This is a genomic window from Labrenzia sp. CP4 (assembly GCF_001579905.1).
GTDB classification, from domain to species: domain Bacteria; phylum Pseudomonadota; class Alphaproteobacteria; order Rhizobiales; family Stappiaceae; genus Roseibium; species Roseibium algicola.
Genome location: NZ_CP011927.1, coordinates 1,089,367 through 1,102,784, shown reverse-complemented (window position 1 = coordinate 1,102,784; position 13,418 = coordinate 1,089,367). Strand labels below are relative to the sequence as shown.

At 59.8% G+C, this 13,418-nt stretch carries 11 protein-coding genes; 5 read left to right on the top strand and 6 right to left on the bottom strand.

Annotated elements, in window-relative coordinates; translation table 11 throughout:
- Positions 1-9: 9 nt before the first annotated feature.
- Complete coding sequence (locus ACP90_RS05180; protein WP_062491377.1) at positions 10-927, bottom strand: phosphotransferase; 918 nt, start codon at positions 925-927, stop codon at positions 10-12.
- Between the two features lie 253 nt (positions 928-1,180).
- Between ACP90_RS05180 and ACP90_RS05175 the strand changes: the two genes are divergently transcribed.
- Entirely contained in the window at positions 1,181-2,758 is a 1,578-nt protein-coding gene (locus ACP90_RS05175) for a trimethylamine methyltransferase family protein (protein WP_062491375.1), read from the top strand.
- Positions 2,759-2,824: 66 nt separating this feature from the next.
- Entirely contained in the window at positions 2,825-5,260 is a 2,436-nt protein-coding gene (locus ACP90_RS05170; protein ID WP_062487115.1) for an FAD-dependent oxidoreductase, read from the top strand.
- Positions 5,261-5,900: 640 nt separating this feature from the next.
- Here the strand turns inward: ACP90_RS05170 and ACP90_RS05160 are convergent.
- Both ACP90_RS05160 and ACP90_RS05155 read right to left on the bottom strand, forming a co-directional pair.
- Complete coding sequence (locus ACP90_RS05160; protein ID WP_062487112.1) at positions 5,901-6,209, bottom strand: hypothetical protein; 309 nt, start codon at positions 6,207-6,209, stop codon at positions 5,901-5,903.
- Positions 6,210-6,331: 122 nt separating this feature from the next.
- Positions 6,332-7,234, bottom strand: a complete 903-nt coding sequence (locus ACP90_RS05155; protein WP_062487111.1) for a LysR substrate-binding domain-containing protein — start codon at positions 7,232-7,234, stop codon at positions 6,332-6,334.
- Positions 7,235-7,402: 168 nt separating this feature from the next.
- On the opposite strand from ACP90_RS05155, the gene ACP90_RS28680 reads away from it, so the two are divergent.
- Entirely contained in the window at positions 7,403-7,531 is a 129-nt protein-coding gene (locus ACP90_RS28680; RefSeq protein WP_267480514.1) for a hypothetical protein, read from the top strand.
- 78 nt (positions 7,532-7,609) lie between these two features.
- On the opposite strand, the gene ACP90_RS05150 is transcribed toward ACP90_RS28680, so the two are convergent.
- Together ACP90_RS05150 and ACP90_RS05145 are read right to left on the bottom strand one after the other, a co-directional pair.
- Positions 7,610-8,437, bottom strand: coding sequence for a PhnD/SsuA/transferrin family substrate-binding protein (locus tag ACP90_RS05150; protein WP_208993457.1), 828 nt, complete (start codon positions 8,435-8,437; stop codon positions 7,610-7,612).
- Positions 8,434-9,369, bottom strand: a complete 936-nt coding sequence (locus tag ACP90_RS05145; protein ID WP_062487107.1) for a fatty acid desaturase — start codon at positions 9,367-9,369, stop codon at positions 8,434-8,436. The genes ACP90_RS05150 and ACP90_RS05145 overlap by 4 nt, the downstream gene beginning before the upstream one ends.
- Before the next feature lie 285 nt (positions 9,370-9,654).
- Between ACP90_RS05145 and ACP90_RS05140 the strand changes: the two genes are divergently transcribed.
- Positions 9,655-10,977 (top strand): FAD-dependent oxidoreductase, encoded by a 1,323-nt coding sequence (locus ACP90_RS05140; RefSeq protein ID WP_062487105.1) that lies wholly within the window; start codon positions 9,655-9,657, stop codon positions 10,975-10,977.
- Between the two features lie 406 nt (positions 10,978-11,383).
- Positions 11,384-12,505: an AAA family ATPase gene (locus tag ACP90_RS05135; RefSeq protein WP_062491374.1), complete on the top strand. Its 1,122-nt coding sequence runs from the start codon at positions 11,384-11,386 to the stop codon at positions 12,503-12,505.
- On the opposite strand, the gene ACP90_RS05130 is transcribed toward ACP90_RS05135, so the two are convergent.
- Positions 12,489-13,139, bottom strand: a complete 651-nt coding sequence (locus ACP90_RS05130) for a TetR/AcrR family transcriptional regulator (RefSeq protein ID WP_062487103.1) — start codon at positions 13,137-13,139, stop codon at positions 12,489-12,491. The two genes, ACP90_RS05135 and ACP90_RS05130, sit on opposite strands and share 17 nt — an antisense overlap.
- Positions 13,140-13,418: the final 279 nt, after the last annotated feature.

Genomic DNA, 13,418 nt, shown 5'->3' with positions numbered 1-13,418 from the left:
AAACGCCCCTCATCGGCCCCGCAAACGCAGCAGCAAGTCGACTTCCTCTTCCAGCGCGCGGCCATAGGCCCTGGCCGCCGGGGCGTTAGAATGCATCAATGTTTCGTGGCGGAACAGGCAATAGGCTGCAAGGCACCAGTGATAGGCGCCGCGCTCCTTCAGAAAATGTTCGACCGTCTCCTGGTCAGGATAGCGCGTCAGGAACATTTCCTCCGCATGGGCGACAAGCGGATGAAGGCCATAGAGCGTTGCAAGACCGGGCGAGACGAAACAGGCGATATCCTCGACCGGGTCACCAAGCCCGGCGAATTGCCAATCGATCAGCCGGGCACCATCGCCGGTTGCCTGGATCGTGCCCAGACAGAAACTGCGATGAACGAGTGAACGCTTGATCTCGCGCCTCTTGACGGCGCCGTCCGCCGGGCGCGAGCGCTTCAGGTTCGCCGCCTTGCGGCTATGCGGAATGAGCGCCAGCATGGCATCGCCCCGCGCCAGCACCTCGTGATATCCGGCCGGAACGGTCTGGTGTCCCGGCACCGGTTCACTCAAGGCGGCAAACCGGCCGATCAGCTCGGCGGCTTCTCCGACATCAATCTCGTTGTCGACGGGGGTCGGATAGCCATAGATCAACAGCGGTGTTTTCGCCGGACTGTAGGTGAAAGCTTCAAGTTCCGGCGAGAGGCCATGACGGGCCAGAACGGCAAGGGCGTCCGCCTCCTGCCTCGGCAAGGTCGGATACAGAGGGTTGTCTTCGTTTTCGGGGAAGAACTCCTTGATGACAAAGCTTCGGCCAGGCGTATCCAGGCGCCAGAACCGGGCGGTATAGGCGACCGGCAACGGTCGCAGCCGTGCAACTGACCAGTCCTTCACCGGCAGGAGCGTTTTCAGAAAAGCCAGCAGTTCCGAATCCGACAGCAACACGCGCACCAAGGGTCCCCACAAAAAGTCTCCCTGTTCTGATCGCTTTGAAGTCCCTTGTCGTCAAGCCCTCCGATTGGCGAGACCACGGCTGGATCGAGGACACGGTGCCGGATGTCGGAGTTGAAGCACTGGCCGTCGTTCTGAGACTGCCCGCTGAAAGTGCCCTCTCAAGTAACGTCTGATGAGATGGCGCAGACCGGGCCGCGCCCAAGCCTTTCCAGGGCATCAGGTCCGGCTTTCAGGAATAGTGGCGGACGACATGACGCATGACATCGAAACGGCCTCGCTTGCCGAGACGGCTCCCGCACGGCGCGGACGGCGGCGCAGGGGCGGCGAGAAGACCGGTCCGGATCTCTTTCCGCAAAAACCCTTCAAGCAGCCGCGGCATATCTTCAAGCCGTTGGAAGCCGTTTCCGCTGACGAACTTGAAGCGATCCACGACGCATCCATGCGCGTTCTGGAAGAGATCGGCATCGACTTCCTGCACGAGGAAGCAAAGCAGATCCTGAAAGATGCCGGGGCCGACATCAGGCCGGGAGAAGACCGTGTACGCATGGACCGGGCGATGGTGGAAGAGCTTGTCGCCAAGGCCCCGGCCGAATTCACGATCCGTGCGCGCAACCGGGCGCATGATCTGCAGGTGGGCGGCAATGCTCTTGCCTTTTCCTGTGTGGCCAGCGCGCCCAATGCCGTCGACCGCGACCACGGCCGCCGCCCGGGCAACCAGGAGGACTATCGCAACTTCCTGAAACTGTCGCAGTTCTTCAACATTATTCACTGCGTCATGGGCTACCCGGTCGAACCGGTCGATATCCACGCTTCCGTGCGCCATCTCGACTGCGTTGCAGACATGCTGCGGCTCACCGACAAGGTCTATCACATCTATTCGCTCGGCAAGGAGCGCAACCTCGACGGACTGGAACTGACCCGGATCGGCTACGGCCTTACCCCGGAAGAATTCGTCGAAACGCCGTGCGTGGCAACGGTCATCAACACGTCCTCGCCGCTGAGGCTCGACACGCCAATGCTGCAAGGCCTGATCGAAATGGCCAAGGCCGGACAGGTTTCCATCGTCACGCCTTTCACTCTTGCCGGTGCCATGGCTCCGGTCACCGTCGCCGGTGCGCTGACCCTGCAGAACGCGGAAGCCCTTGCCGGGATCGCCTTCGCCCAGCTTGTCCGCCCGGGTGTGCCGGTGGTCTATGGCGGCTTCACGTCCAACGTCGACATGAAATCCGGTGCGCCAGCCTTCGGCACGCCGGAATACATGAAGGCAGCAATCGTCGGCGGCCAGCTCGCCCGGCGCTATCATCTTCCCTACCGGTCGTCAGGCGTTTGCGCGGCCAACACGGTCGACTATCAGGCAGCGCTGGAAACGACGTTGTCGGAATGGGGCGCGATCAACGGCGGAGCCCATATCATCAAGCATGCCGCCGGATGGCTGGAAGGCGGCCTGAGTGCCGGGTTCGAGAAATTCATCACCGACATCGACCTGCTCCAGAAGATCGCCGAATATCTGACGCCGCTTGATGTGTCAGAAGCAGCCCTTGCCGTCGATGCGATCCGCGAGGTCGGGCCTGCAGGCCACTTCTTCGGCACCCAGCATACCCAGGACCGTTACAAGGACGCTTTCTACGCGCCCATCGTTTCCGACTGGCGCAATTACGAAAGCTGGTCGGAAGCAGGCAGCCCGACCGCCTACGACAAGGCGAACATGCTCTACAAGAAGGCTCTGGAAGCCTATGAGCAGCCCCCGCTTGATCCGGCCATCGACGAGGAAATCACCGCCTTTGTCGAAAGGCGAAAGGCCGAGGGCGGTGCCCCGACCGACTTCTGATCATTTCACATTTAACGTTCGAACACGGCCTGCCGCGCAAGAGCAGGCGCTTCCGGAGCAGATTGCATGAATACCCACACTCAGGTTGTTGTCATTGGCGGTGGCGTTGTCGGCTGCAGCGTTCTGTATCACCTGACCAAGCTCGGCTGGAAAGACGTCACGCTGATCGAGCGCGACGAACTGACGTCCGGCTCCTCCTGGCACGCAGCAGGCGGCTTCCACACCCTGAACGGCGATCCGAACGTAGCCCAGCTGCAAAGTTACACCGTCGACCTCTACAAGGAACTGGAAGAAATCTCCGGCCAGTCCTGCAGCCTGCACCTGACCGGCGGTGTCATGCTGGCCGATACGCCCGAGCGGATGGATTTCCTGCGTCTTGCCCAGGCCAAGGGGCGCTATCTCGGCATGGACCTGGAGCTGATCTCGGTCTCCGAAGCCAAGAAGATGTTCCCGCTTCTGGACGAGAAACACTTCATCGGCGCGCTCTGGGACCCGATCGAGGGCCATCTCGACCCCTCCGGCACCACCCATGCCTATGCCAAGGCGGCCCGCGTCAACGGCGCGACAGTCCTGCGCCACACCAAGGTGGAAGAACTGGTTCAAACGCCCGACGGCACCTGGGATGTCATCACCAACAAGGGCACGATCCACGCCGAACACGTGGTCAACGCCGGTGGCCTGTGGGCGCGCGAATGCGGGCGCATGGTCGGCATCGAACTACCGGTGCTCGCCATGGAGCACATGTACCTCCTGACCGACGAGATGGAGGAAGTGACCTCACACAACGAAGCCACCGGCAAGGAACTGATCGGCGTTCTGGATTTCGGTGGTGAGATCTACACCCGCCAGGAAGGCAAGGGCGTGCTGCTCGGCACTTACGAGCAGAACTGCCGCCCCTGGAGCCCGCGCCAGACCCCCTGGGATTTCGGCCACGAACTGCTGGCACCGGATCTCGACCGGATCGCGCCGGAGCTGGAAGTCGGCTTCGAGCATTTCCCCGCCCTGCAGAATGCCGGTATCAAGCAGATCATCAATGGGCCTTTCACCTTCGCGCCGGACGGCAACCCGCTGGTCGGCCCGGTTCGCGGTCTTCGGAACTACTGGGTGGCCTGCGGCGTCATGGCCGGGTTCAGCCAGGGCGGCGGTGTCGGCCTGACGCTCGCCAACTGGATGATCGACGGCGACCCCGGCTACGACATCTGGGGCATGGATGTTGCCCGCTACGGCACCTGGGCAACGCTCTCCTATACCAATGCCAAGGTTCAGGAAAATTACCGCCGCCGGTTCCGGATCCGTTTCCCCAACGAGGAACTTCCGGCCGCCCGCCCGCAGCAGACAACCCCGCTTTACGACCGCATGCTGGCGCAAGGCGCCGTCATGGGCGACAGCTGGGGCCTGGAAACACCGCTCTGGTTCGCTCCGGAAGGCGTGGAAGCCAGGGACATCGTTTCCTACCACCGCTCCAACGATTTTGAGCACATCGGCGCCGAGTGCCGGGCTGTGCGCGAGAGCGTGGGCGTGACGGAGACGGCCAACTTCGCCAAATACGAGATCACCGGGCCAGGCGCGGAAAGCTTCCTGTCGCTTTTGATGACCAACACAATGCCGAAGGTCGGCCGCATCATCCTGACGCCGATGCTGAACGAGAACGGCAAACTGATCGGTGATTTCACCATCGCCCGGGCCAGCGACCAGAAGTTCTACATGTGGGGCTCGTCCCAGGCCGAGATCTATCACATGCGCTGGTTCGAGAAGCATTTGCCAGAGGACGGCTCGGTGACGATCCGCGCAATCAACCTCGGCTGGGTTGGCCTCTCCATCGCCGGTCCCAATTCGCGCAAGGTTCTGGAGAAGATCACCGGAGACGATGTCTCGGGCGAGGCCTTCCGGTTCATGGACTTCCGCGAAATGGACGTTGCCAACGCCCCCTGCAAGGTCAACCGCATCACCTACACGGGCGATCTTGGCTACGAGATCTGGATGGCGCCGGAGTACCAGCGTCAGGTCTATGATGCGCTGATGAAGGCCGGAGCCGAGTTCAACATCGTCAACTTCGGCATGCGCGCCCTGCTCTGCCTGCGGCTGGAAAAGAACTTCGGCACCTGGTTCCGCGAATTCCGCCCGATCTACGGCGCATTCGAAGCCGATCTTGGCCGGTTCGTGAAGCTGTCCAAGGACACCTTCATCGGCAAGGAGGCGGCCCAGAAAGAATTCGATGAAGGACCGAAGCGCCTGCGTGTCAGCTTCGTGGTCGATGCGTCGGACGCCGACGTCATGGGCGATGAGCCGGTTTGGCACGATGGCAAGGTGATCGGCTGGGTGACTTCCGGCGGCTACGCCCACTACCTGCGAAAATCCCTCGCACAAGGGTATATTCCCTCGGAACTGGCAACGAACACGCAGGAAGGCGCCTTCGAGATCGAAATCCTCGGCGAGCGCCGCAAGGCCACCATCATCAGCGAACCGCTGCTCGACCCGAAAGCCGAACGCATGCGCATGTGAATGCATCCGGTCGTCGGACCAACACCCCGACGACCGCCTCCCCCTCCTGAACTCCACCTCCCCCTATCCTCCCGGGCTCCCCTCCCCTCAACCTCATCCTGAGGAGGCGCAAAGCGCCGTCTCGAAGGATGGGCGGCATACTCGGGAACAAGCGGCCCATCCTTCGAGACGGGCCTCCGGCCCTCCTCAGGATGAGGGGTTGGTGTAGGGAACGATTGGGATTTACCGGAGGTGGGGTCGGCACGAAAAGGCAGGGAAGACGAGGACTGCTGAGCGGACAAGAGCGTCCCAGCACTGAGGATACCTGCCGAGTTCCAAAGAGCGCAGAGCGACAGATCGATTCAGAGACCTGCGCAGTCACTCCATCCGGAACACCCCGATTCTTCGCCTTTGCTGAACTCCGCCTCCCGCTCCCCTCATCCCGAACTTCTCCCCCCTCATCCTGAGGAGGTGCGAAGCGCCGTCTCGAAAGATGGGCGGCAAAAGCCAACACAAGCAGCCCATCCTTCGAGACGGGCTTTCAGCCTTCCTCAGGATGAGGAGTTTGGTGAGGACTGGCAGATTATCATGCGACCTAAACAAACCGATGGCAGAAGCCAGTCGGCTTATCAGAACACGCCTGCAGACCGGTTCTCGGCCTTTACTTCAATCGGATGATCTTCGGCCCAAGGGCGCGCACGTAATCGCTTTGATCGGCAAAGACCATCACGTTGGTCTCGGTCACTTCGGTCTGCTTCAGTTCCAGCGGCGTCTTGCCGTCCGGATTGACGATCACCTTGCGGGTCGGCGGCAGGCCGCGGAACACCAGCACACCGGCTTCCTTGGTCACGATGGCACCATAAGGTTCGTCGTGGACAATGCGCGTCGTGCCGCTTTCGGCCTGCGCTGCGGCTCCAAGGGCGATGCTCATGCCGGCTGCGGCCAGCAGGGTTTTGCAGATGGAATTCATGACACGTCTCGCTGTTAACGCTTCATTTACCATGAATCGTAACCGCTCGTTAACTTTTGCGCCAGAGGTCCTGCGGGTTTGTCCCGTGAAACGGAAATTATGGTTAACGCGACAGACTGACTTCAGACCGAGACGCCGTGGCTGAGGTCCTTGAAGCTTTCGGCAACATGCTTGGCGAACGCATGAGTGGCTTTGCCCGCATGGGCCCGCTCGGCCATGAGAATGTGATAGTCGCCGATTTCCGGCAGGCCATGCCGTTCGTCCAGGGCCATCAGGGGCGCCTCGACAACACTCGCCGGAAAGGGAGCCACGGCAAGGTCCGCCAGCAGCGCGGCTTCCTGGCCGGCACTGTGAAAGCTGGTGTAGGAAACGCGGTAAGGCTTCTGGGCATCGTCCAGCGCAACCCGCGCAGCTCTGCGCCAGGGGCACCCGGGAGTGGAAACGGCAAGCGGCAACGGATCGCGCTCATAGGCGATACCACCTTCCAGACCTACCCAGACCAGCGGTTCGGTGAAGACGATTGTGCCTCCCCGCGCCAGTGCGGTACCCGGACGGGCGGTAAAGAGCGCAAGGTCCAGCTCCCCCTTCTTCACCTTCTCGTCCAGCATCGGACTGCCATCCAGATGCACGTCCACGTTCACACCAGGATGAGAGCGTGCAAAGCGTGAAAGTATGTTGGGCAGGAACCTGGTGCCGAAATCGGACGGCGCTCCGAAGCGGACTTCGCCTTCCACTTCAGGAGACAGGAACAGCGAAACAGCTTCCTCGTTCAGCATCAGGATACGCCGCGCATATCCAAGCAAAGCTTCGCCTTCCGTAGTCATACGTACGGTGCGCCCTTCCCGGGCGAACACCGAAACCCCGAGGATCGATTCAAGTTTTTTGATCTGCATTGAAACTGCTGACGGCGTTCGCCCAACAAGCTCGGAAGCTTTTGAAAAACTTGAGGTTTCCGCGATTACCAAAAAGGTCCTGTAAAGATCCAGATCGATCAGCGGCATGCCTGTGCCGGGCAACTTTTGCATGGTCCAGATTTCCCGGAACTTCAGTTCAATTTTTTTGAACGAATAGATGAATACTATTCGATTGATTGAACTGCAAGTTCTACCCATATAGCAGGCAAGCGGCCTCGCGTTTAAGCAGTGGACCGCACTTTCTTGTAACAATCGAATACGCTCAGGATTGGCAACGCCATGACCTATCTTGCACAAGCCCTCGGCACCAACCTCATGGGTGTCGTCAGCGGACACACCACGGCAGAGCTGGCTCGTATGAACCAGGCCCTGCGCCAGCGCGAAGCTCAGAAGTCCAAGAAACGCTGATCCGACGATCTGGATAACTGCCGATTGCCGGCCTGAAGCCGGCAATCTGACAATTTTCCAGAGGGTTTGAAACCAGCGTCAGGCCAGCACGGGATACCCGCGCTCTGCCGCCTCGGTTTCCATCTTCAAGATAACCGCGTAATCGTCGGAAGACAGTTTCGAAAAGCCGTGAATGCCAAGGCGTTCACGGCTTTGTTGCGTTTCAGGCGCTGAAAGCACCTCGGCAACGGTATCGCGAATAAGAGCGTGTTCCCCATCGCTGAAACGGCGGGAAGTGATCAGCGGCAACCCGGGCGCAGATGCTGTGCGGGCAAGCGGCCGAACTTGCGCCGCCAGCTCCGGTATTTCCCGGCAGACCAGTGCCCAGCAGACTGCATCGATGGAAGCGATGTCGGCCTTGCCCTCCGCAACGGCCTTCAACGACGCCAGGTGGCTCCCGCTCACAATGACGTCTGAAAAGAAAGCGCCTTCAGTATCAAGCTGCGCCACCGCGTGACGGAAAGTATTCATGCCTGACTGGCTGTCCGATCCGTTGAAAACCGCCCGGTGACCGCGCAGGCCCTCCAGGTTTTGGTGGGAGCTGTCACGCTTGACGATCAGCTGACTGCAATATCTTGGGCCATCGCACCCTTCGGCATCGTAATGAGGCGTCCCCACGAGCCGGACCTTGCCTGCGAGCGCATGGGTCAGGGGGTATCCGCAGGTTTGCGACAAGAGGAGATCCGGGTCCGTCCAGGCCTCCACCAGATCTTGCCCATCCTGCCCTGGCCGGATATCGCCTTCACTCAGTCCCAGAACGCGGCAAAGCGCGCCCTGGAGCGCGCTTTCAAGATCCCGCGTGGCATGGCGTACTTCCGGCCAGTCGTACATCGGCAGCCGGACAGCTAGAAAAGATCCACCGGTCAAGACACCGCCTTTTCCGCGGCAGATAATCCGCTGGTCTCATTGTATTTGATCGGGTGCACAACGGGCTCCTTCACCTTGAAAAAATAGTGCCTGGCCAACTGGAAATAGCTCGCAAAGACATAGCCGCCGTTCCGTTCCTGCCATTCCGAACGGGCAGCGCGGTAGATCTTCGGAAGATGATACCAGGGCGCCCGCGGATTGGCGTGATGAACGACATGGAGATTATTGTTCAGAAACAGAAGCGAGAACACCGGGCAGAACTCGACGATGATCGACCGCGCCTCCGCTTGTTCATGCGCACGGTGCTCCGCATAGGTGCGCAGCATCAACAGGCTCATGCCCGGATAGGCGACGCCGAGAACATACAGCCAGAACGGCATGCCTCCAACCAGAGTGACAAACAGGACAATTGGCACCACACCGGCAACATGATGTGCCCAGGCGCGCATGACGACCTTGTCGCCCGCAATCATCATCCGGATTTCGGCTCCCACGAAACCGACCATCGATACCACCGGCCCGATCAGCAGCCGGCCCAATAGGGTGTTGTTGATCGTCAGGATCATTTGTATCGGACGAGGAAGGCTCTGCCAGTCTGCCCAGGCCAGATAGTAGCTTTCCGGGTCGTCATAGGGATCCGTCAGCCGGTCGTTGTTATGATGGCGCAGGTGAAGAGACTTGAAGCGGCGATACGGCACGCACAGGCCGAACGAGCAGTAGACCAAGGCTTCGTTGAGTGCGGGACTGCGCGTGGGGTGACCATGGAGTACCTCGTGTTGCAGCGAGGATTGCAGTGTCACCAGGATCGCTGCCAGGGGGCAGACCACGAAAGGTCCAAGCTCGGAATAGAACCCTATCAACAAAAACCAAGCCGACGAGCTGGCCAGAATCAGGGCCAATGTCGGCCACTCGCAGAATTTCGCGCGCGGCAAGGAAGTCTCCAAATGTTTGAAAAATCGGCGTAAACCGACATGAACTGGTTTGACTATGCGCGCAGGCCATCTTCAGGACAATTTGAGACTTGAGAACAAATTCCACGATATTTAGCAAACTCAGCATGATGGTTTTATTTGTAAACAGATGATGATTTTTAGCTGCATCTGCAGCCTTTCCGACAAACGATATGACTGGATCGGAACATCAAGTGGCGGTTTTGCCGCTAGACAAAAAAGGGGCTGTCCTCTGTTCTGGGCGAAACGCCGGAAGGAAGGACAGCCATGCCAACATCAAACGAAACGCCGAACCGTCATGACGTGATTATCATCGGTGCCGGCATCATCGGTTGCGCCATCGCACTGTCCATGACACGCAAGGGATACAAGACACTGAATGTCGACGCCCTGCCGGCAGCCGGCTATGGCTCCACCTCCAGCTCCGCGGCGGTGATCCGCACCTATTATTCCACGCGCGACGGCACGGCGATGGCCCTTGAAGGCTATCACGACTGGAAAAACTGGCAGGCCTATCTGGAAACGGAAGACGCCGGAGAGCTGGCGCATTTCATCGAGACCGGCACCCTGGTGATGAAGACCGCATCCGACAACTACCAGAAGCATGTTCTGGAACATGCCGACGCCCTCGGCATCCCTTATGAACACTGGTCGGCCGACCGCATCACACAGGAACTCCCCGGCTACAACCTGGACTGTTTCGCCCCGGCGAAAACCATGGATGACGACGACTTCGGCATGCCGACCGGTGGCGCGCTTCAGGGCGGTGTCTTCTTCCCGGCAGGTGGCTACGTCGACGATTCGCAAATCGCCGCCCGCAACCTGAAGGATGCGGCAGCCAAGCTTGGGGCGCAGTTCCGCTTCAAGACCAGGATCGTCAAAATTCCGGTAGAGAACAACCGTGTCACCGGTGTTCTCACTGAGAACGGCGAACATATCCCGGCAGCTATCGTCATCAATGTCGCCGGCCCGCATTCCGGCAAGGTGAACGCGCTCCTGGAAGGTGAGACCGGACTGAAGATCGGCCACCGCCCGCTGCGCCAGGAAGTGGTTCAGATCGCCCCGCCCCAAAGTCTGAATTATTCCCGCGAAGGTCTGGTCGTTTCCGACAACGACATCTCCGTCTACGTCAAGCCGGGTGGCGGCGGCCAGTTGATGATCGGCAGCCAGAACCCTGCCTGCGACCCGCATCTCGTGGAAGATCCCGACGATTTCGCTATGGACCTGACCGACCGCGGTCTCACCTATGCCTACCGCTACTCTCAACGGGTTCCCGAGCTGGGCGTATCCCAACACCCTGTCGGTGTGGCAGCGCTCTATGATGCGACGGACGACTGGCTTCCTATTTACGACCGCACCAATGTCGATGGCTACTACCTGGCCATCGGAACCAGCGGCAACCAGTTCAAGAACGCAACCGTTGCCGGACGTTTGATGACAGATCTGATCGGTTACTGCGAAGCTGGCAATGACCATGACGCCAAACCATTGCAATTCAAGCTGGAGCATGTCCCCCACACGCTCAACACGGCGACGTTCTCCCGCAAGCGCGAGCTGACCAAGGAAAGCTCGTTCTCGGTTCTGGGGTAATTTCACTCAAGCTCCTGTTCTTCTGAGCCGAAATCGTAGGAGCGATCCCCAACCCTCCCCCTCATCCTGAGGAGCGCACGAAAGTGCGCGTCTCGAAGGATGGGCCACTTGCTCCTGAGTGTGCTGCCCATCCTTCGAGACAGACCTTCGGCCCTCCTCAGGATGAGGGGGAGGTTGGGGCTAGGTCTGGGCTGGGGCTGAGTCTGGGTCTACGGCTGCGGCTGGGGTTGGAACTACGGCAAGGTCTGAGGCTGGCGTCTGGATTGGAAACGGCTCCTGTCTGGCTTCGCTGGACGAACGCCCGGTGCGCGCGCCTGAACATACCGGCCTCAAGCCCCCAATTCCGCCGTGGTCGAATCGCCCGTTTCGGGGTAAGCAACCGGTTCTGATCCTGAAGGAGCATTCCGTGGCCTGGTCCCCGCAACAAGATGAAGCCCTGAAAGAAGCCGCTGCCTGGCTAAAGCGCGGCGACAGGCAGGTGTTCCGCCTGTTCGGCTTTGCGGGCACGGGCAAGACAACGCTTGCCCGGCATCTGGCGGAAGGCATCGACGGCGACGTCTGTTTTGGGGCCTTCACCGGCAAGGCTGCGCATGTGCTGCGCCAGAAAGGCTGCGAGGACGCGGGCACGATCCATTCGCTGATCTACCGCCCCCGTTCGGCCAAGGAAGAAGACGACCTTGACGACGATGATGACGACAGCGGCCCGCAGTTTGCCATCAAGCGAGACAGCCAGGCTTCGACCGCGAGCCTGATCGTCATCGACGAATGCTCCATGGTGGACGAAGACCTGGGCAAGGACCTTCTGTCCTTCGGCACGCCTGTTCTGGTGCTGGGTGACCCGGCACAGCTGCCTCCGGTCAAGGGCGGCGGCTTTTTCACCGAAGCAGAACCCGACGTGATGCTGACCGAGGTTCACCGGCAGGCGCAGGACAATCCGATCGTGCGCATGTCGATGACCATTCGCGACGGTGGCCAGCTCGACTACGGCACATTCGGCGAAAGCCGGGTGATCCACCGGCGCGACATCGACAAGAACCAGATCCTTGCCGCCGATCAGGTGCTGGTCGGCACCAACAAGACGCGCAGGCTCTATAACGCCCGCATTCGCGAGTTGAAGGATTTCTCCACTCCCATGCCAGCGGTCGGCGACAAGCTGGTGTGCCTCAGGAACGACAAGACCAAGGGGCTTCTGAACGGCGGTCTTTGGACGGTCAAGCGCCTGCGGCCCCCACGTGGCAACACGTTGCGCTTCGATGTCGTGTCCGAGGACGAGCTCTCGAGAAACGCCGTCAAGGTGAAGGTGTTGCCGGCCATGTTCGAGGATGGCGCGGAAAGCATTCCCTATGCCATCCGGCGCAAGGCGGACGAATTCGACTACGGCTATGCGCTGACCGTCCACAAGGCCCAGGGCTCGCAATGGGACAACGTTGTCCTGTTCGATGAAAGCTGGGCATTCCGCGAGCACAAGAGCCGCTGGCTTTATACCGCAGTCACCCGCGCCGCTGAGCAGATCACTGTCGTAAGATAGGCGAGTTGAACGCGGCTTCGGAAATCTCCTGCAGATCATTGCTTGCAGGAAGTGCCTGGAGACCGGTCTCGATAAAGGTTCTGAGGTCGTTCTCGCTGCTGCCACTGCGCCCAAGCAGGGCAATTGCCGAAAACTGTCCATCGATGAAGGTTGCCGTCCGGTCCACGTCCGTATCTTCAGACATCTCCCCCGCGGCAACCGCCTTTAAAAGGCGATCCCTGATGGCCTTGAACCGTGCACCCCGAAGGTCCAGCACGACTTCCTGGTGCCGCTGAGCGCCGTATGTGCAGTCGACAAGCGCATTGACGAGAAAACATCCAGCCGGCGTTTCCTTGTCCAGTGTCAGGTCCGCGACGGCACCGAGAAAATCCCGGAAGTCCTGGACAACGTGTTTTTCTGCCCGTTTCAACCTGGCAAAAACCGGCCCGCCGTAGGTTTCGAAATAGTGCAGAAGCGCCTTTTCGAACAGCGCTTCCTTGTCGCCGAACGCGGCATAAAGGCCCGGTTTGGCCATGCCTGACGCTTCGGCAAGATCGCTCATGGATGTGCCGGTGTAGCCGTTCTGCCAAAAGGCGATCATCACGGAATGAAGAGCGTCTTTGGTATCGATTTTTCTTGGCCGTCCGCGCGCCATCGGTCTGCACTCCTCATAACAAACCGTGTGATCCGGTTATTAAAGCTCGGGAACCTTGAACCTCGGCAGGATGTGCGCTCTTGCCCACCATGCGCACCTCCAACCAACCACGACATCTTGTTGAAAGAATAGCTGCTCGTTTTCAACGTAGAATACGCAATTTATTGCAATTCGTACAGGAACTACCCACCATTCAACCTAAAAGTGCATACCAAAACAATTTCACTGCACTGCCTGCGGTGAAATTGGTTCGCCATTGGGCTCAGCTCGTTTCAATCC

Coding starts and splice junctions, on each gene's coding strand:
- ACP90_RS05175 (WP_062491375.1), top strand. CDS start 1,181: ATGACGCATGACATCGAAACGGCCTCGCTTGCCGAGACGGCTCCCGCA.
- ACP90_RS05170 (WP_062487115.1), top strand. CDS start 2,825: ATGAATACCCACACTCAGGTTGTTGTCATTGGCGGTGGCGTTGTCGGC.
- ACP90_RS05160 (WP_062487112.1), bottom strand. CDS start 6,209: ATGAATTCCATCTGCAAAACCCTGCTGGCCGCAGCCGGCATGAGCATC.
- ACP90_RS05155 (WP_062487111.1), bottom strand. CDS start 7,234: ATGCAAAAGTTGCCCGGCACAGGCATGCCGCTGATCGATCTGGATCTT.
- ACP90_RS28680 (WP_267480514.1), top strand. CDS start 7,403: ATGACCTATCTTGCACAAGCCCTCGGCACCAACCTCATGGGTGTCGTC.
- ACP90_RS05140 (WP_062487105.1), top strand. CDS start 9,655: ATGCCAACATCAAACGAAACGCCGAACCGTCATGACGTGATTATCATC.
- ACP90_RS05130 (WP_062487103.1), bottom strand. CDS start 13,139: ATGGCGCGCGGACGGCCAAGAAAAATCGATACCAAAGACGCTCTTCAT.